Source organism: Rothia sp. HMSC071F11 (assembly GCF_001809115.1).
GTDB lineage: Bacteria > Actinomycetota > Actinomycetes > Actinomycetales > Micrococcaceae > Rothia > Rothia dentocariosa.
Genome location: NZ_KV795763.1, coordinates 95,403 through 113,712 on the forward strand (window position 1 = coordinate 95,403; position 18,310 = coordinate 113,712).

Sequence of the window (18,310 nt, forward strand, 5' to 3'; positions counted from 1 at the left end):
CAAATACTGGTAATTCATATCACTATTTCGCTTTATCGCATAATATAAATTTTTAGCTCTTTAAAACGTTGCGGGGGTGACTCTCCTATGAGAATCACCCCCGCAACACACATGCGGTTCTACGAAACCGACTCTAGCGCTACATCGGGAAGGTCTGCACCATCCGGGTAGTAGCAAGCATAACCGTGGTCTTCGCCGTCAAGCGTGATAACCTCGGGCTTTTCCTCCAGGCACCGCTTCTGCTTATCCTCAGGAAGCAGCTTGAAGATGGGGCACCTGCTGGAGAAGCCGCATCCTACCGGTGCATTAACCGGGGTGGGCAGGTCGCCATCCAGCATGATGCGCTGGCGCTTAGCCTCAACCTCCGGGTCTGGCACGGGAATAGCCGAAAGCAAAGCCTTGGTGTACGGGTGAATCGGGTTATCAAAGACCTGATCCACGTGACCAATCTCGACGATGCGCCCCAGGTACATAACCGCAACCCGGTCAGAAGCGTGGCGAATCACGGCGAGGTCGTGCGCCACCATCAGGTAACTCAGACCCAAGCTCGCCCGGAGTTCCTCAAGCAGGTTAATCACGCCCGCCTGAACGGAGACATCCAACGCCGAGACAGGTTCGTCCAGCACCACAAGTTTCGGGTTCACGGCAAGCGCGCGGGCAATACCAATACGCTGGCGCTGACCGCCCGAGAACTGGTTCGGGAAGCGGTTCACGTGATCGGGCTGCAGACCCACGATCTTCATCAGCTCAACCACACGCTTTTTAATATCCGGACGCTTCATGCCCTGGTTTTCCAGGGGCTCAGCAAGAATCTCGTAGACGGTAAAGCGCGGGTCGAGGGCACCCGTGGGGTCTTGGAAAACCATCTGTTGGTTCTTGCGCAGTTCAAGAATCTCACTGACAGATTTATGATCCTGCGTAGAGACACCGTTAATCAGAATCTCGCCATCGGTTTTCTTGCTGAACTCCATAATTTCCAGCAGCGTGGTGGTTTTACCACACCCAGATTCGCCCACGATTGAGAAGCATTCACCCTCACGAATATCGAAAGATACGCCGTCCACGGCCTTCACGGTGCCCACGCGGCGCTTCATGAGGGAGCCCTTCATGAGCGGGAAATGCTTCTTCACGTTGCGCACTTCAAGCACCGGCGCGCGATCTTCGCGCGGAGTGCTTTCAAACTTCGAAACGGGAGTTTCAGGAACGGTATAGAGTTCTTCGGCTGTCTTACTGATGAGGTCCTGCGAGATAGTGCAGGAGGAGTAGTGCCCCTCACCAGCGCCCTTGAGCGGAGCGAGCTCGGGCTCACCAGCATCGTCCTTGCAGCACTGACCGCCGTTTTTGGCGACGGGGCAACGCTCACGGAACGAGCAGTGATCCACCGGGTACAGCAGATTCGGCGGAGTACCCTCAATGGGCACCAAAGAGGTTTTCTGCGAGCGATCCACGCGGGGAACCGCACCCAACAGGCCAATCGTGTAGGGATGGCTGGGGTACTTATAAAGGTCTTCAGCCTTAGCAATTTCTACCGGTTTACCCGCGTACATCACCAGAATGTCATCGGCCATACCGGCGACAACACCCAAGTCGTGGGTAATCATGATAGTTGCCGCACCGGTTTCATCCTGCGCCTTATCCATAACCTCAAGCACCTGCGCCTGAATGGTGACGTCAAGCGCGGTAGTAGGCTCATCCGCAATAAGCACGCGCGGATCGTTGGCAATCGCCATTGCGATCATGATGCGCTGGCGCATACCGCCGGAGAACTCATGTGGGAAAGAACGCAGACGGTCGGCTGGGGAAGGAATACCCACTAGGCGCATGAGTTCGATAGAGCGATCTTTAATCGCCTGCTTGCTCATACCCTTATTGTGGATTTTGAGGACTTCGGCAATCTGATCCCCGATAGTGTACACCGGAGTCAGCGAAGACAGCGGATCCTGGAAGATCATGGAGATGTGCTTGCCGCGGTACTGGCACATTTCCTTATCGCTCAGACCCAGCAGTTCGGTGCCGTTGTATGTGATAGACCCGGTAATATCGGCGGTCGTGGGGTGAAGCCCCATAATCGCCATAGATGCCACGGATTTACCCGAACCGGATTCGCCAACGATACCTAGGGTTTTACCGGCGTAAAGGTCAAAATCAACACCGCGCACCGCATGTACAACACCGTTTTCGGTATTGAAGCTAACATGCAGGTCTTTAACACTCAGAACGGGAGAAGTGCTCATGAGTTTTATGCCTCCTCATTCTGGGTGGATGCCTGAGCATCGGGATTGGGGTCGGTTGATGGTGCTGCAGCGCCGGCTTCCTGAGCCTCCGCTTCCTCGATCTTAGATGCCGATTTCTGGCTCTTAGGTTTCTTTGACTTCTTGATCTTACCGACCGACATGGAAGTCGGGTCGAAGGCATCGCGCAGGCCATCATTCATGAGCGAGAGCGGCCCCACCAGCAGGAAGAAGAAGATAACGGGGAACCAGAACATATGCGGCAGGGTATTAAGCTGCTGTGCAGCATCGGAGATCAACGACCCCAGCGAGTAGTTCGGGTAGGTAATACCAATGCCGATAAAGGAGTACGCAACCTCAGAGAGCACAGCAATCATGATGCCGGTCGTGAAGTTCAGAACGAGCATCGAGCCGATATTCGGTACGAGGTGCCGCAGCACGATCTTGAAGGGGTGTACGCCCATGTAGCGTGCTGCCTTCACGTAATCGCGCCCAATCAGGGATTGCGCCATCGCACGAATCACACGGGCAGGTCCCATCCAGCCGAATACAATCAGCACAGAGGAGAGCACAATCCACGTGGGAACGGTCTTCTGAATCTGCTTACCGATCTGACCGTTGATGAAAATCGCCAAAATCAACAGCGAGGGAACCATAATCATGGTTTCCAAGAGGAAGAGCATAACCCTGTCGATCCAGCCACCAAAGTACGCCATTACGCAACCGTAGATCGCGGAGATAATGACGGTGGCGATACCCACGACCAGGCCGATTTCCATTGAGGTCCACACGGCTTCGCTCATCATGGCGAAGAGATCGTTACCGCCCACGGTGGTGCCAAACCAATGCTCTGCGGAGGGGCCTTCACCGCCGAGGGTCATAAAGTCAGATTCGGTTGCGGAGTACTTGGAAACATATTTGCCGAAGTACCCGAAAAGCCCCACACAGATAAAGACGATAAGCCCGAACACCGCAGCCTTGTTGCGCAGGAAGCGGCGGAGGATAATCACGTTCTTGTTGAGAACTTTAAAGTCACCATTCTGCACGACAGGTACCGTGCTTGTTTCAGTTACCTGGCTCATGAGATCCTCACTCGGGGGTCGACGATCGTGGTCGCGATATCGGCGATAATGGCACCGATGGCGAACAGCACGGAACCGTAGGCGAGAGTAGCGGTCGCAGCGTTCACATCCTGCTGGCCGATCGCGTCAATAGACCATTTACCAATGCCGGGCCATGCAAACACGGACTCCGCGAAGAAGGCACCTGCAAAAATGGTGGGAATGGTGTATGCAATCGACTGTGCCACCGGGATAAAGGACACACGCAGGGCGTGGCGGGTAATCGCCTGGTTACGGGTGAGTCCTTTCGCGCGAGCGGTACGCACGAAGTCTGCGTTCACGTTATCGAGCAGGTATTGCCGCTGAGCAATCTGATAGCTGGCCCATCCGAAAATCGTCATACAGAAGGTCGGCACCACATAGTGCGCCGCCATGTCTATGGTGGTATCCCAGAAGCCTGTTACACCGGGCGTCGAAATACCGGTCACATAGAAAATCTTTTCGCCGCCGTTTTCAACCACAATGTTGTTAATGGCGGTCGCTCCCTGCTGCACCACGAAGTATGCCACGGGGGCAGGAATAATATAGACGAGATAGGAATACCCGGTAATAACCCGGTCGGAAAACTTGTACTGACGCGCTGCCGAGTAAACACCCAGCGCCACACCGATAATAATGGTCAAAATAGTCGCTGCGAGCATCAATCGGGTAGAAACCCACAGACGCTGACCGAATTCCTGATTGATATATCCGCTGTTTGGGCTGCGTCCCCAATCAAATTTGGTGACAACATTCGTCAGCCATTGAATGTATCTGTCCCACGCACTCATTTCGGGGTCGAGTCCGAGGGATGCAAGGGTGCGGTTCACCTGTTCAGGCGAGGGGCGCGGCACCTTTTCTTGCTCCAAAAGGGCAGGTTTTAGCGTGGTAACAGCCGCAAAATAACCCATAGTTGTGGTTAAGAAAACCATCACGAGGTAAGTGAGCGACCTCCGGAGGATGTACCTAAACATGGGGCGGTTCCCCTCCTAGATATTCTGGTTTCGTAGGCATGTGTGTTACAGCTTCCGTCATCGGATAATCCAGTGACTACAGTCACTAGAAGCGTAGTCCCTTTATCTTATATTTACATTCGGGTATCTACCAAACCCACATCGCCTTAAAATCAGCCGACAAACACCATTTTGCGGGGTGCTGCGAGGAGTTGGGAGGCGGCATCCCTGGTATCGCTATCAAAATATGGTTTGGCGAAAAGTTACGAAAGATTTACACACACCGAAGATTTATGGCGTCATATTTTTTCACAACGCCTCAAACCCTCTCCAGACCCCAAAAAATCCACGAAAAACCATGTAAACAGGAGCAAAACCAACATCTAAAATAAGTAGGTCCTAACTTATATTTTCGGGATTTAGGGCAAAAAATTTTATGAATTTCATACCAAAAGCACCCCGTATCCTGTGATTTATGAATGGCATCACAGGATGCGGGGTGAGAATGCATCTCTTTTACACGTGACTTTCTACGTTCGTGAAAATTCTAGAACCGGTTACGGTACTCGCTCTCAGCAGCACCGGTGCGGAAAGCACGAATATTGTGGGCGATCAGTTCCTCCGGATTTACGGGGCGCCCACCGGCGGCATGCGGGGTAATCACGATATTCTTCGCATCCCACAGGGGCGAATCGGAGGGGAGCGGTTCGGTTGCCGTCACGTCCAGTGCCGCACCCGCAATCGAGCCGGAGTCTAGGGCGGCGATGAGCGCATCCTCATCGACAGTGGTACCGCGCCCCACGTTAATCAGGTAGGCGCGCTTGGGCAGCAGCTGCAGCTTATGGGCATCGAGCGCCTTGAAGGTCGAATCGCTGGTGGGAAGCACCATCACGAGAATATCCGTAGTTGGCAGGTATTCGTCGATCTGTTCGGTAGCAATCACCGGGAAACCGGAGCGCTCCCCCGCGCTCTGCGCAACGCCGGTTACGTTCGCGCCGAAAGCCTTGAAGAGCCGCGCGGTCTCTTGGCCAATCGAGCCGAAGCCCCACACAAGCACATTGGCATCAAGCAAGGTGGTGATCTGGTCTTTCGGGTGAAGTTCCTGCGCGCCGCCTAGCTCCTCAGCCCAACGATGCTCGACCGTTGCCTGCGCCAGCGTCGGCAGGAAGCGTACAAAGTTCAGGGTCAGCGCAAGCGCATGTTCCGCAACGGTCTTCGAGTGCAGACCCACACCCGCACAGATGGCGGCATCTGGGGTGAATCCCGCCGCGCGCACCGCATCCGGTCCCGCAAGAAGCGCCTGAATAAGCCCCACATTTTTCATGCGGCGAGCGGAATCCGCGAGCTGATCGGCGGTATTCGCCCAAGCAATCAGAACTTCGGCATCGGTATCTTCCTCGGCAATAGGTTCCGTGGGGTTGTAATGCCGCACGGTATCGCCGGGTTCAAGCCCTAGTTTCTCTTCGTCGAGCGTAATTGAGGTAGGGATCAAAATCTTCATGGGTCCTCCTGTGGATGGTGCCTGCGGGTTGGCGTTCAGCAACGAAGGCAACCTGCATCCCGTGTGAGGGGGTTAACAGTTATTCCCCTCCAGCATAGCGTGAGAGGGGAATAACTGTATAGGGTTACCTAAGAAGCCGTTAGGGCTTGGTGCCGCGCGAAGGTTCGCCGGTTTCCTTTCGGCCCTGAACGTGCTGCTCGGTTTCAGCCGTTTCATCGGATGCACTACCGGCAAGTTCCGGGTCAATCACGGTATGCGCTTCACCCTGCATTTTCTTCAGGCATTCGGCATCTTTCGCCGCCATTTCGGGCGTGATTACCTCAATGGCACCGGTTGCCGAACGCGCCACATCGGTAGTGGTGTGCGTTTCGATGGTGGTGGCGAGCGCATCCTCACGAATGAAGAGAAGCAGAAGCGCGGAGATTAGCCCGAGCGGTGCCAGGTAGAGGAAAAGTGGAATCAGGGCATCATTGTAGGCGTTCACGATAATGCCGTGAATCGGCTCAGGAATCCGGCTGACGAGCTCGGGAGTCAGGGAGGAGGTTCCGTGTTCCCCCGCCGAGGCTACTGCTTGCGCGGGCATGCGTTCACTGAGCAGGCTACTCAGGCGCGAAGTAAACAGACCACCCACGAGTGAAGCACCCACGGTTGAGCCGACTTGGCGGAAGAAGTTGTTTGCCGCGGTGGCGGTTCCTACGACGGTGACGGGGAAGGCGTTTTGCACGATGAGGGTGAGGAACTGCATCGACATGCCCAGGCCCGCGCCCATGACCGCCATGTAGCTGCAGAAGATCCAGGTGGGGGTGCTCGGGGTGATGGTGGAGATTAGGTAGAGCCCGAGCGCCACGAGTGCGGTACCGGTGACCACATATGCCTTGTATTTGCCGCGTGCGGAGACCAGCCGTCCGGTAATAATGGAGACCACGAGCAGGGCGCCCATGAGGGGAATCATGAGCAGACCCGCCACGGTTGCGCTCACGCCCAGGGACATTTGCAGGTAGGTGGGGATGTACTCGACGGCACCGAACATGGCAACACCGAGGGCGAGAGATGCGCCCAGGGTGAGCAGGAAGTTGCGGTTGGTGAAGAGGTACATGGGCATGATCGGCTCTACGGCGCGGTTTTCAACCGGAATGAAGATCAGGGCTGCGACGACGGATGCGATGAGAAGCCCAATAATCTGCGGGGAGTTCCAGGCGTACTGGTTGCCGCCCCAGATGGTGGCGAGCACGAGCGCGCTGGTTCCTGCCATGAGAATAATGCTGCCCAGGTAGTCTATCTGCCGCTTTTCGCGGTCTTTGAAAGCGGTGTGCGGGAGCAGGAAAATGACGGCGAAGATTGCCAGTATGGCAAGCGGCAGGTTAAGCCAGAATGCCCAACGCCAGCCGGGGCCTTCTGTGATCCACCCGCCGATGAGCGGCCCGGCGACCGAGGAGAAGGCGAAGACGCCGCCGATAATACCCATATATTTACCGCGTTCGCGGGCGGGGATCACGTCTGCGACCACGGATTGGGAAAGAATCATGAGACCGCCGCCTCCGACGCCCTGGAGCGCGCGGGCGACGATCAGCCAGGTCATATCAGGGGCGAGCGCGCCGATGATAGATCCCGTCATGAAAGAGAGAATGGCAAAAATCAGGAAGGGTTTACGCCCGAACTGGTCGGAGAGTTTGCCATACACCGGCATGGTGATGGTGGAGAGCAGGATGAAGGTGGCAATTACCCAGCTCATATGTTCCACGCCGTGCAGTTCGCCCACAATGGTCGGCAGTGAGGGCGCGAGGATGGTTTGGTTCAGTGCCGACATGAGCATCACGATGACTAGGCCGGAGAACATGAGCGCTATTTGATGTTTTTTAGCTTCAGCCGTGGTGGCTTCAGCGGTTTTGTCTGAGTGCGACGTCATTCCTAGTTTTCCTTCAGCAGGGCTTGAAAAGTTTTGACGGTGTTGTGGATGCGCCGCTCGACCTCGTCTTCGTCGGCAATATCCTTGGTGAAGTGCAGCTGCCGCAGCACCGCGGATGCGAGCTGGACCGTGGCACGGGTGCGTTCTTCGGCAGTTTCTGTCAGCGGCATATTTTCGGGGCGGGTTATCAAAGGGCCGCGCCTTCCTGCGGCGTTAAAGGCATCCCAATCGACGGTATTGAGATAGTCAATGAGCACCTGTTCGCAGTTGATATGGTGTACCTTCAGCCGGTGCCTAAAATCGGGGAATTCGTCGATGCGCTCCCGGAATTTTGCGTGATTGGCAAAGTTGAAGCTGTGCCGCACGATGTACAGCAGCAGATGGGTGATACGCACGATGAGGTTGTCGTTTTCGTGCGCCCGGTCGCTGGCGAGCAGGTCGTCGGTGATGGCGGGGGCGCGCAGGCCGAGCACCGCATCCTCTTTGGTTCCGAAGTAATTGAAGAAGGTGCGGGGCGAGATTCCGGCTTCCGCCGCGATGTCTTCGACGGTGCTGCCGCGCATGCCGTGCTGGCGGGCTAAGCGCAGGGCGGTTTCGTGAATGTTCACCCAGGTGCGTTCGCGGCGGCGTTCACGCAGGCTTGTCTCGGTGCGACTCGGCTCAGATTTTTGCATAACTGCAATTATTGCATTTCTGCATTTTTTGCACAACTGCACTATGCAGGCGACGCAGCGTGTCCTGTCTCTCCCCCACAGAAGACAAGATGCTAGGCATAATAATAAGGTGAACTTTTTTTCACCCGGATACCTCGACTTCCTACCCGATTGGCTCAGGATTATTCTGTTCTTCGCAGACCTGAGCATCCGTGTGCTGTCCCTATTCTGGCTGCCCTACAACCGCAAGCCCGTGGTCGCGCTCGGCTGGCTCATGGCTATTTTCTTCATCCCGTTCATCGGGTTCCTAGCCTTCCTGATTTTCGGGTCCTCTCACCTTCCGCAATACCGGCGTGCCCGGCAACACGCCATGAACGACCTGATCCGCGAGACCACCGGCGGCGCCCCGCAGCTCACCGACTCCGACGGGCTCAACGAAGCAACCCTGGTCGCCAGCCAACTCAACTACAAGCTCGGTTCGCTCCCCCTCGTCGGCGGGAACTCCTTCACCCTGCACAACGACAACCACGAAGCCATGCGCATCATGGCGCAGGAAGTCAACAAAGCCCAGCGGTACGTTCACTTCGAGTTCTACATCACCGCCTATGACGAAGCCTCCAAAATACTTTGGGATGCCCTCTTCGCCGCACAAAAACGCGGCGTGCGGGTGCGCGTGCTCATCGACCATATCGGCTCGCGCAAATACCCCTCATACCGGCAGCTGACAAAAATGCTCAACGAATCGGGTATCGAATGGCGCCTGATGCTGCCCATCAAACCCTGGCGGCTGCAATGGCAGCGCCCCGACCTGCGCAACCACCGTAAAGTCCTCGTGATCGACGGCGCAGTGGCATTCTCGGGCTCGCAAAACGCCATCCACCGCTCCTACGACCTCAAAGAAAACGTGCGTAAAGGTCTGGAATGGAAAGACCTCACCTTCTCGTGCACCGGTCCCATCGTCGAAGAACTCAACGCCGTGTTCGTCTCCGACTGGTACTCCGAAACAAACCAGCTGATCCTCGAAGAAATTGAGGCGAAAATCCCCTACGTTCCAGGATCGATGCGCGCCCAAGTGGTTCCCTCCGGCCCCGGGTTCGAGACGGAAAACAACCTGCGTCTGATCAACTACATGATCTACAACGCAGAAAAACGCATCACCATCTGCTCACCCTACTTCGTACCCGACGAAACCCTGCTGCAGGCACTCACCAACGCAGCGTTCTCGGGCATCGAAACCACCGTGATCGTCTGCGAAAAGGGCGACCAGTTCCTCCCCAATATGGCGCAGCGCTCCTACTACGAGACGCTGCTGCAATCCGGGGTGCGCATTCTGCAATACCCCAGCCCCACGGTGCTACACTCCAAGTTCATGTATGTAGATGACGAAATGGCGTTTATCGGCTCATCAAATATGGACCCCCGCTCATTCTCGCTCAACCTCGAAGTATCAACCTTTATCGCAGACCCCGCTATGGTGGATGCGCTCGCCAACGTTGCGAAAACCTACGAAAGTATCTGCACGGAGCTGCGTTACGGCCCGTGGTCCTCACGCCCGCAGCGCATTAAAGTCACCGAAAATATCTGCCGACTCTGGTCATCGCTCCTGTAAAACTCGGACTGGAAACGCCCGTAACATGAGGAAATTCGCCACGACCGCGCTCTCGAAGCGGTACCTGCGGCTGTGGTGATAACCGCGTGCAAGTGCACCTTCTGCCGCCTCTGAAAGACCAGCTGACATGGGGTTTTATACCGATTCGCCATATCCGCGAAGTTTTCCCCACGAATGCAGAAAACGCACGATCGCCCGCACCCGTCGCGGACGCATCGCGCGTCGTCCATTTCTACCCAAAAATATAGTATATAGCCTATCGCCACATGCGATTTCCCGTGTGTATCGCCGAGGGTTTAATCTGCAGCCACTCTGGACTGGGCAGCCGCACGGCCTTCTTGCACCCCGACAGGGCCATGATAATCGACTCGCACCGGCGGTTGAACTCGACCGTATGCCGCTTATCCACGATCTGCCCCGGAAAATGGCGGTGCATCTTCGACACCGAATCGCTGCTCTCCTGCAGACCGTGCCCAGTATGGCCCGGCACATGCTTCACAATCACCCGATGCGCCCGAATAGCCGCGGTCAGCTGCTCCATCTCGGCGATAACCCGGGCATCCTGCACGCCCTCACGCACCCAATAATCGAAAGCCCAACGGCTGTGCGCCAGCCGAAGAAGAAAGGTCAGCGCGCCCAAGGAGTCGGTGTTAATAATCAGGCGGCGACCGCCATGATAAAACACGTGAAACGCCGCGAGCATCGCCGAAAGCTCACCGGTCATAATATTCACGGCATCATAGTGGGTGTGAAAATAAAAGCCGTCCTCGCTCACCCCGGCAATGCCCATGCGCCCACCGCGCAAATACTTCTTATTGTGGGTGGCGCGAAAGGAACAGTCGGTGAACACGTTATAGTCCACGAGCTGATTTTCGGGAACCTCTGCCAGCGTATCAGCGATCATCTGCTCGGTCAGCTGCTCGGCACGATCCTGGAAATAGCGCATGGTCTCGGCGGCATCCGTACCGGCAAGACGCACATGCACCTCACCCAGCGAATGGTTATCGTAAGGGTCAAGTACCTTCTCAAACGCCCGGTACTCCATCGCCTTCTTAAGCTGTTCACAATTACGAAAAAGAAGCTTCAAATCGTGCCGGTCGGCGGCAACCGTCACCAGGTGGTGCGTATAATCCGAAGGAATAACATCCCAGGCATTAAGCACAATGCGCCCCAAAGTTTTCGGGTGCACCACATCGCACGGGTCAAGAAGCGAATGCATACACGATTCAACCACCGGTTCCTGGTTGATGACGATGCGCTCACCGTTTTCACGCGAAATATAGACAAGAGCCGTGAGGGTGCTGTAACAGTACCCCTTGGTCTTACGGGTGTATTCGGCAACTGCAATCACAGCCACGCCCCGAGTTGTATAGCCCGCTGGGTATGAGGTGCTGTAGTCTGGCGCCTCCCAGGTTAGGGTGCACCGTTTAATATGAGCCGGTGAGAATCCCACGTGTGTACACCCCCTTGCCGCATAGTCTCCTTCTTTCGTGTAGTGAGGAATTGTTCCACTATCTTTTATATGCCCGCCGGTGTCTGTGCGCAAACGTTGAACAGGTTATTTTACAGTCAGCGAAGAACCTTAAAAAGGGAAGCTAAAACCGTTTCTTGGCGGGGATTATGCGCGGTGAATGAGAGGTTTTACCCCGCTCTGGCGCGCATCTGTACGACGGTGTAGGGTTGGAGTTATTCGGTATATCTAATTGAGTAAGGAGCGCCCCATGATTGGTGTTTATGCAGGTGTTTCGGTCAAGCCCGAGCACGTTGAAGAATTCCTGGCATCCGCCCCCGCCCTCGTCGAGGCATCGCGCAAGGATGCGGGCAATATCAGCTACGATTTCGGCTCCGCCGCCGGTGAGACCCCTGCGGGTGAACCGCGCGCTTTCGCGTTCATTGAGCGTTGGGAGTCACAGCAGGCACTCGAAGCGCATATGGCGACCGAGCATTTCGGTACCGCTATCAAAACCTGGGAGCCCCTGCTCGCTGCGGAGCTGGATGTGCGCATCTTCGAAATGTAGCGCCAGCTCTCCCCTGCTAAAAAGAGCCTTGATGTGAATAAAGAGGCGAAAAACTCGCTTTATTCACATCAAGGCTCTTTCTATGCCCGATCAATAGGCGACTAGATTCCCTCCGGGAGGATGCGCACCCCGCCCTTATCGGCAGAGGCGGCCAGCATCCCGTAAACCTTCAGCGCATTCGAGACTTGACGTTCGCGCGGCTTGGTGGGCTTCCACGGGAGGGCGCCCTTCGCCTTGCGCCGCGCCTCCAAAACCTCGTCCGGCACATTCGCCCGCAGGATGCGGTTGTGTACGTCGATCTCGATCTCGTCGCCGGTTTCCAGCAGGCCGATAGCGCCACCGGCGGCGGCCTCCGGTGAAACGTGGCCAATCGAAATGCCCGAAGTACCGCCCGAGAAACGCCCGTCGGTAATGAGCGCGCAGCTTTTACCCAGACCCAGGCCTTTCAGGTATGAGGTGGGGTACAGCATCTCCTGCATGCCGGGACCGCCCTTTGGACCCTCATACTGAATCACCACAATATCGCCGGGTTTCACGTGCTTCGACAGAATCTCAAACACGGCTTCATCCTGCGACTCAACCACGAATGCCTTACCCACGAAGTGGAAAAGTTCTTCATCAATACCGGCGGATTTGATGATCGCACCGTTCTGGGCGATATTACCGCGCAGAACCGCCAGACCGCCGTCTTTCGTGTAAGCATGCTCCACAGCGCGAATGCACCCGTTTTCGGCGTCCGTCTCATGTGATTCGTACTTGTTCGCGGTCGAGAACGCCTGCGTGGTACGCACCCCGCCGGGTGCCGCAAGAAACAGTTCGTGAGCCTGCTCGCTCGCAGTACCGGAACGAATATCCCATTCGGCAAGCCATTCATCCAGCGAATCCGCATGAACAGAATGAACGTTCTTGTGCAGCAGCCCGGCACGGTTCAGCTCACCCAGCAGCGCGGGGATACCACCCGCACGGTGCACATGCTCAATGTGATACTTCGTAGAGTTCGGTGCAACCTTCGCCAGACAGGGCACCTTACGCGAAATACGGTCGATATCGTCTAGCGTGAAGTCAGCGCCGGCCTCATGCGCAATAGCCAGGGAGTGCAGCACGGTATTGGTGGAACCGCCCATAGCCACATCCAACGCCATAGCGTTCTCGAAGGCTTCCTTGGTGGCGATCGAACGGGGCAGAACTGACTCGTCATCCTGCTCGTAGTAGCGCTTCGCCAGACCAACAATGCGATTACCCGCCTGTAAAAACAGCTCTTTACGCGCGATCTGGGTCGCAAGCGTGGTACCGTTGCCGGGCAACGCCAGACCAATCGCCTCGTTCAGGCAGTTCATGGAGTTTGCGGTAAACATGCCCGCGCACGAACCACACGTGGGGCAGGCGTTCTTCTCAATCTGGGCAAGCGCGGTATCGCTCACGGAATCGTCCACCGCCATGACCATCGCATCCACCAGATCCAGGCGGTGCTCCACAACGCCTTCAACACCCTCGCCGGATTCCATAGGACCGCCCGATACGAAAATTGTGGGGATATTCAGGCGCATTGCTGCCAAGAGCATGCCGGGGGTGATCTTGTCGCAGTTCGAGATACATACGAGCGCATCCGCGCGGTGAGCGTTCACCATGTACTCGACCGAGTCGGCGATGAGGTCGCGTGAGGGCAGGGAATAGAGCATACCGTCGTGACCCATCGCAATGCCGTCATCGACCGCGATGGTGTTGAATTCTTTCGCCACGCCGCCAGCTTCACGAATAGCGCCAGCTACTAGGTCGCCCATATTTTTCAGGTGCACGTGACCGGGCACGAACTGGGTGTAAGAGTTGGCAATCGCGATAATCGGTTTGCCGAAATCATCATCACCCATGCCGGTTGCGCGCCATAGAGCGCGGGCACCCGCCATATTGCGACCGTGAGTTGAGGTGCGTGAGCGTAATTCGGGCATGTCTTTACCTTCCGTTGTGATGCATCTATAGATTCTACGCGCAGGCGTGCGCCCAATCATCGAAGGGTTACTTTGGTTTCATATGTTGGCATGCCGTGATGCTTGGTCATGAGCTGTGCCTGTGGCACGCCGAAGGGTGAGTGTGGATGCGGCGCGCACCTTATGCCGCGGGGCGGGCAAGGATGCCGGATCTGCGGCAGATTTGCCCCCTTGAGAATATATCCCCGTGCAGCGTGGAATGAGTCTATTATGCCCCCTATGCTGGTGGGGTAAGAACTCCCGCCGCGTGATTTGTGCCAGCTAGCGAACAAACGCTACACAAGCGCACGAAGACTCGCACGGGAGTCCCCCGTTATCTTCTCCATTGGATGTATAGATGCCTCACTCCCCCGCCTCCTTCCGCAACACCGTGATCTACCAGATCTACCCGAAGTCGTTCTATTCCGCGCACGGGCGGCCAACCGGTGATATTCGCGGCATTATTGAGAAGGTGCCCTATGTAGCATCGCTGGGGGTGGGCATGGTGTGGTTCAACCCGTTCTTCGCCTCGCCCCAGCACGACAACGGCTACGATATTTCCGACTACTACGCCATTAACCCCGAGCTGGGCACGATGGAGGATGTCGAAGAGATGATCGCCGCATTTGGGGAGCACGGCATCGGGGTCATGTTTGATATGGTGCTCAACCATGTTTCGACTGAGCACGAATGGTTTAGGCGGGCGCAGGCGGGCGAGCGCGAGTACTGGGATTATTTCTATCTTCGCCCGGGGCGGGTTCAGCCTGACGGCACGGTGGTTCCGCCCACGAATTGGGAATCGAAATTTGGCGGTTCGGCCTGGGCGCCTTTCACCGATACGGAGGGTGAGGTTTATCGGGATGAATCGGGGGCACCGCTGTACTATCTGCACCTTTACGACGTCACACAGGCTGATCTGAACTGGTACAACCCCGCCGTGCGTGAGGAGCTCTATAAGGTCGTCAATTTCTGGTATGACAAGGGTGTTCGCGGGTTCCGCTTCGACGTCATTAACGTGATCGGCAAATCCGAAGAGCTTGAGGATGCACCCGCCGGGGTTGTCGATAAGACCCTGTATACCGACACGCCCATCGTGCATACGCGTCTGCGGGAGCTGAACCGCGCATCGTTCGGGCGGTATGGGGATACCGTGACCGTGGGTGAAATGTCTTCGACGAGCATCGAGAACTGCGTGGGCTACTCCAACCCTGAGAATCGCGAGCTCGATATGGTGTTTAGTTTTCACCATCTGAAGGTGGATTATGAGGACGGCGAGAAGTGGTCGAAGGTGCCGTTCCGCTTTGCTGAGCTGAAGGGTCTGCTCAACGATTGGGCGCTGGGCATGCAGGCGGGCGGCGGGTGGAATGCGCTGTTTTGGAATAATCATGATCAGCCGCGTGCACTCAACCGTTTTGGTGACGTTCAGCGGTATCGGGCGGAATCTGCGACCATGCTGGCGACCGTGATTCACCTGCTGCGCGGCACTCCCTATATTTATCAGGGCGAAGAGATCGGCATGATTGACCCGGTGTATTCTTCGATTGACGACTACGTGGATGTTGAGGCCCATAACGCTTTTAAGACCCTGCGTGCGCGGGGTCTCTCGGAGGGCGAGGCGCTTGAGGTTGTGCGCGCCAAGGCACGGGATAATTCGCGTGTTCCCATGCAGTGGGAGTCTGGTTCTGGTGGGGAACGCGGCGCGGTTGGTTTTGGTACCGCCGCCCCCTGGCTGGCGCCCACGCCCAGTGTGGATGCGGCAACCGGCTCGGGTATTTCGGTGGCGGATGAGGAACGTGACGGCGTTATTTTGCCGTACTATCGCGAACTGATTCGCCTGCGCGGGCAGTACCCGGTGATTTCTGAGGGCAGTTATGCGCCCTATGCGCTCGACCATGAGCGGGTCTTCGGGTACCTGCGTGAACATATCGCTAAAGGCACGCGCACGCGGCTGTTGGTGCTCAATAATTTCTTTGGGGATGAGACGGCGGTGCGTGTTCCTGCCGAGTTCATGCCGGGCGAGGTTCTGGACGCGGTAGCTGGCAGTGAAGGCTCGCGAACTCCGACGGAAGCGCAGTCTGCACGGGTGCTTTTGTGTAATTACAAGAATCCGCTCAGTCAGGTTAGCGGTGTTTCCGGCTCCGATCCCCGCGAGGTTGAGGTTACACTGCGCCCCTACGAATCGTTGGCTTTGATCGTGGAAGAGCCCATCGTTTCTTCTTAGCTCGCCAGATTAATTGCTCGGTTACATGGGCATTTACAGGTATGGTTACATGCGCGAGCAGGTGGTTTTTTGGTCCGAGCAGGTAGGAAAATCCTACCTTTTCGGCAAAAAATGACCTGCTCGCGGTTTAAAACGCAGTTAAAGTGGGAGCATGAGTTTTGATTACATGCCCTCCGAAACCTTCCAACGTGCCGACCTTGACTTGCTTCTGAGCGTGCGGATTGATGTGGCGCGGGTGCCGGGCGGCGCATCCCAACGGCAGATTTTGGATGCAGTACGCACCTTCTTGGGCTCCCTCACTCATGACGATTCCGCCGATGGGCACGCGATTGACCCGGTTCTGGGGTTTGCGCGCCCCTACTATGCGGGCGGGTTTACGGTGGGCGTGGTGCCCGCATCCGGGCAGGGCAAGGTGGCGCTCGCCGGGAGCCATGAGGGAGCACAGGATGTTGGGTTAGGCAGGTTCAGCGTGCCATCGAAGGGTAAGGCTGGCTGGCGCATCGTGACGTCGGTGGTGGTCTCTAGCGCGGGCGAGGATGTGCTGGATTCCCTAGAGGCTGGCATCGAATACCTGACGGATGCGCTCGGTGACCTGCGGGTGGGCCTCTCCCTCACGGAACTCCCGGCCGTTTAGAGTCCTCTCCCCTCTCCAGTTTCTCCGACCGTCAAACCGTCAAAAGAGCCTTGATGATGAATAAAGCGGGATTTCCAACTCTTTATTCATCGTCAAGGCTCTTTTTATGCGCCCGGAAGAATTAGTGCGTAGGCGCAGGGTCGTCCTGCGCATTGGAAAAGACGGTTCCGCCGCGGGACATGCACACTTCTTGCGCCCGGCCCGAGTCAATGTAGTCGAAAAGTAGTTTCTGGTCGTCCTCAGAGTGGGCTTTAGCCCAACGGTTATTCAGGATGCGGAAGGTTAGCTGGGCTTGGAGATAGGCCAGGTTGGCGCATACGCTTGATGCCTGCACAGAGTTTATATCTCGCCCATTATTGACTATTTTGCCGCTCCCCTGCAGAACAATTCCGGTTTCATAACCGTCATCATAGACGTTGTATCCCGTAATGTTCTTATATTCTATCTTATTTTTATACCCTTTGAAGGTACAAGTTTCAACAAAGCTTCGGGTTATCATTACGTATGTATTAAGATTAATTAAAGTTATGCCAATAACTATTATTGCAATAACAAACATAATGGCAAAAGAAATATATATGTTCGTAGAACTATATGAGGACGCAAAAAGCATAATGCACATCCCCAGCAGACTCAGCAGAATCTGTGCGATACCGAGAGGTTTTATGCGCTGTTCTTTAAAATTACTTGGGTCATTCTTCTGACTACTCTTCGACAGATATGCTTTAAGACCGTTTGACATTCTAGAAGGCTGAAAATCTTCCATGACGTACATTCCTTTATTCATTCATTTTTATTGCAAGGATTGACAGTAAGGTAATCTTGTGCGTCTATAAAATTACTCCTTACCTTCCCGGTATGGACTATTGTCATTCTCAGGGAAAACAAAACCACTTTGCTCCAAACAAATCTCACGCGCTCGACCCGACGACACATACTCCTGAATCAAGTTCTGATCCTCATCAGACTCAGGCTCAGCCCACCGCTCATTCACAATACGAAACGCAAGCTGCCCCAACACATACGACATATTCACCCAGTTACTATGAAGCTCTATCCCTTCACCAAAATATCCTTCATCATTATAGGGACCATCAATATATAATCCATCCTCAAAATTATTGTCACGATCCGTCCGCTCATAGTATCCAAAATCACGAATACGACGATATTCAACCTTTTCAACAAACCGGAGAAAAGTACGCCGCAACACATACGTACGCGTAATCTCCACATACGCATTCCGATACCACACATAAAACAACAGACCTGCTACAGGACATGACATCAAAATTCCCTGACATATACCGTCAAAACGATTAAAACGGAAATAAAAATACAGAAATAACACTAATGCCACAAGAGAAACAGCCCAAAATCCGTATGCAGCCAAAAGAAGAAAACCCATCCGATGGATATTCTTTTTACCTGTAGACTTCCCTCGATTACGTTTCGACTGAAAACTTCTACCTAGTGCAGAGATTATAGGACCTAAAAATGCATTATCCACGTAGAATCAC

14 protein-coding genes are annotated in these 18,310 nt (G+C 55.3%); 4 read left to right on the forward strand and 10 right to left on the reverse strand.

Annotated elements, in window-relative coordinates:
• Positions 1-119: 119 nt before the first annotated feature.
• The 6 genes from HMPREF2554_RS08500 to HMPREF2554_RS08525 form a co-directional block, all read right to left on the reverse strand.
• A complete protein-coding gene (locus tag HMPREF2554_RS08500) occupies positions 120-2,234 on the reverse strand; it encodes an ABC transporter ATP-binding protein (protein WP_070554717.1) in 2,115 nt (704 codons plus the stop codon).
• Between the two features lie 5 nt (positions 2,235-2,239).
• On the reverse strand, positions 2,240-3,313 hold the full coding sequence (locus HMPREF2554_RS08505; protein ID WP_004006524.1) for an ABC transporter permease: 1,074 nt from the start codon (positions 3,311-3,313) through the stop codon (positions 2,240-2,242).
• On the reverse strand, positions 3,310-4,305 hold the full coding sequence (locus HMPREF2554_RS08510; protein ID WP_013398417.1) for an ABC transporter permease: 996 nt from the start codon (positions 4,303-4,305) through the stop codon (positions 3,310-3,312). The genes HMPREF2554_RS08505 and HMPREF2554_RS08510 overlap by 4 nt, the downstream gene beginning before the upstream one ends.
• Before the next feature lie 526 nt (positions 4,306-4,831).
• Positions 4,832-5,785: a phosphoglycerate dehydrogenase gene (locus HMPREF2554_RS08515; RefSeq protein ID WP_070554719.1), complete on the reverse strand. Its 954-nt coding sequence runs from the start codon at positions 5,783-5,785 to the stop codon at positions 4,832-4,834.
• A gap of 139 nt (positions 5,786-5,924) precedes the next feature.
• A complete protein-coding gene (locus HMPREF2554_RS08520) occupies positions 5,925-7,691 on the reverse strand; it encodes an MDR family MFS transporter (RefSeq protein WP_070554722.1) in 1,767 nt (588 codons plus the stop codon).
• Between the two features lie 2 nt (positions 7,692-7,693).
• Complete coding sequence (locus HMPREF2554_RS08525) at positions 7,694-8,365, reverse strand: TetR/AcrR family transcriptional regulator (RefSeq protein WP_246826041.1); 672 nt, start codon at positions 8,363-8,365, stop codon at positions 7,694-7,696.
• Positions 8,366-8,474: 109 nt separating this feature from the next.
• Between HMPREF2554_RS08525 and cls the strand changes: the two genes are divergently transcribed.
• Positions 8,475-9,953, forward strand: coding sequence for a cardiolipin synthase (cls, locus tag HMPREF2554_RS08530; protein WP_070554727.1), 1,479 nt, complete (start codon positions 8,475-8,477; stop codon positions 9,951-9,953).
• Between the two features lie 256 nt (positions 9,954-10,209).
• On the opposite strand, the gene HMPREF2554_RS08535 is transcribed toward cls, so the two are convergent.
• The gene (locus HMPREF2554_RS08535) at positions 10,210-11,406 is read right to left on the reverse strand and encodes an RNase H family protein (protein WP_070554729.1); all 1,197 of its coding nucleotides are present in this window, start codon (positions 11,404-11,406) and stop codon (positions 10,210-10,212) included.
• 268 nt (positions 11,407-11,674) lie between these two features.
• Between HMPREF2554_RS08535 and HMPREF2554_RS08540 the strand changes: the two genes are divergently transcribed.
• The gene (locus HMPREF2554_RS08540) at positions 11,675-11,971 is read left to right on the forward strand and encodes a putative quinol monooxygenase (RefSeq protein WP_070554731.1); all 297 of its coding nucleotides are present in this window, start codon (positions 11,675-11,677) and stop codon (positions 11,969-11,971) included.
• 101 nt (positions 11,972-12,072) lie between these two features.
• Here the strand turns inward: HMPREF2554_RS08540 and ilvD are convergent, their stop codons facing one another.
• The gene (ilvD, locus tag HMPREF2554_RS08545) at positions 12,073-13,917 is read right to left on the reverse strand and encodes a dihydroxy-acid dehydratase (protein ID WP_070554734.1); all 1,845 of its coding nucleotides are present in this window, start codon (positions 13,915-13,917) and stop codon (positions 12,073-12,075) included.
• Positions 13,918-14,293: 376 nt separating this feature from the next.
• On the opposite strand from ilvD, the gene HMPREF2554_RS08550 reads away from it, so the two are divergent.
• Together HMPREF2554_RS08550 and HMPREF2554_RS08555 are read left to right on the forward strand one after the other, a co-directional pair.
• Positions 14,294-16,156: an alpha,alpha-phosphotrehalase gene (locus tag HMPREF2554_RS08550; protein ID WP_070554736.1), complete on the forward strand. Its 1,863-nt coding sequence runs from the start codon at positions 14,294-14,296 to the stop codon at positions 16,154-16,156.
• Between the two features lie 151 nt (positions 16,157-16,307).
• The gene (locus HMPREF2554_RS08555) at positions 16,308-16,790 is read left to right on the forward strand and encodes a hypothetical protein (protein WP_070554738.1); all 483 of its coding nucleotides are present in this window, start codon (positions 16,308-16,310) and stop codon (positions 16,788-16,790) included.
• Positions 16,791-16,911: 121 nt separating this feature from the next.
• Here HMPREF2554_RS08555 and HMPREF2554_RS08560 read toward each other — a convergent pair whose 3' ends face one another.
• Together HMPREF2554_RS08560 and HMPREF2554_RS08565 are read right to left on the reverse strand one after the other, a co-directional pair.
• Positions 16,912-17,556, reverse strand: a complete 645-nt coding sequence (locus HMPREF2554_RS08560; RefSeq protein ID WP_070554740.1) for a hypothetical protein — start codon at positions 17,554-17,556, stop codon at positions 16,912-16,914.
• Positions 17,557-17,628: 72 nt separating this feature from the next.
• The gene (locus HMPREF2554_RS08565; protein ID WP_141744380.1) at positions 17,629-18,300 is read right to left on the reverse strand and encodes a hypothetical protein; all 672 of its coding nucleotides are present in this window, start codon (positions 18,298-18,300) and stop codon (positions 17,629-17,631) included.
• Between the last annotated feature and the right edge of the window lie 10 nt (positions 18,301-18,310).

Coding starts and splice junctions, on each gene's coding strand:
- HMPREF2554_RS08500 (WP_070554717.1), bottom strand. CDS start 2,234: ATGAGCACTTCTCCCGTTCTGAGTGTTAAAGACCTGCATGTTAGCTTC.
- HMPREF2554_RS08505 (WP_004006524.1), bottom strand. CDS start 3,313: ATGAGCCAGGTAACTGAAACAAGCACGGTACCTGTCGTGCAGAATGGT.
- HMPREF2554_RS08510 (WP_013398417.1), bottom strand. CDS start 4,305: ATGTTTAGGTACATCCTCCGGAGGTCGCTCACTTACCTCGTGATGGTT.
- HMPREF2554_RS08515 (WP_070554719.1), bottom strand. CDS start 5,785: ATGAAGATTTTGATCCCTACCTCAATTACGCTCGACGAAGAGAAACTA.
- HMPREF2554_RS08520 (WP_070554722.1), bottom strand. CDS start 7,691: ATGACGTCGCACTCAGACAAAACCGCTGAAGCCACCACGGCTGAAGCT.
- HMPREF2554_RS08525 (WP_246826041.1), bottom strand. CDS start 8,365: ATGCAAAAATCTGAGCCGAGTCGCACCGAGACAAGCCTGCGTGAACGC.
- HMPREF2554_RS08540 (WP_070554731.1), top strand. CDS start 11,675: ATGATTGGTGTTTATGCAGGTGTTTCGGTCAAGCCCGAGCACGTTGAA.
- ilvD (WP_070554734.1), bottom strand. CDS start 13,917: ATGCCCGAATTACGCTCACGCACCTCAACTCACGGTCGCAATATGGCG.
- HMPREF2554_RS08550 (WP_070554736.1), top strand. CDS start 14,294: ATGCCTCACTCCCCCGCCTCCTTCCGCAACACCGTGATCTACCAGATC.
- HMPREF2554_RS08555 (WP_070554738.1), top strand. CDS start 16,308: ATGAGTTTTGATTACATGCCCTCCGAAACCTTCCAACGTGCCGACCTT.
- HMPREF2554_RS08560 (WP_070554740.1), bottom strand. CDS start 17,556: ATGGAAGATTTTCAGCCTTCTAGAATGTCAAACGGTCTTAAAGCATAT.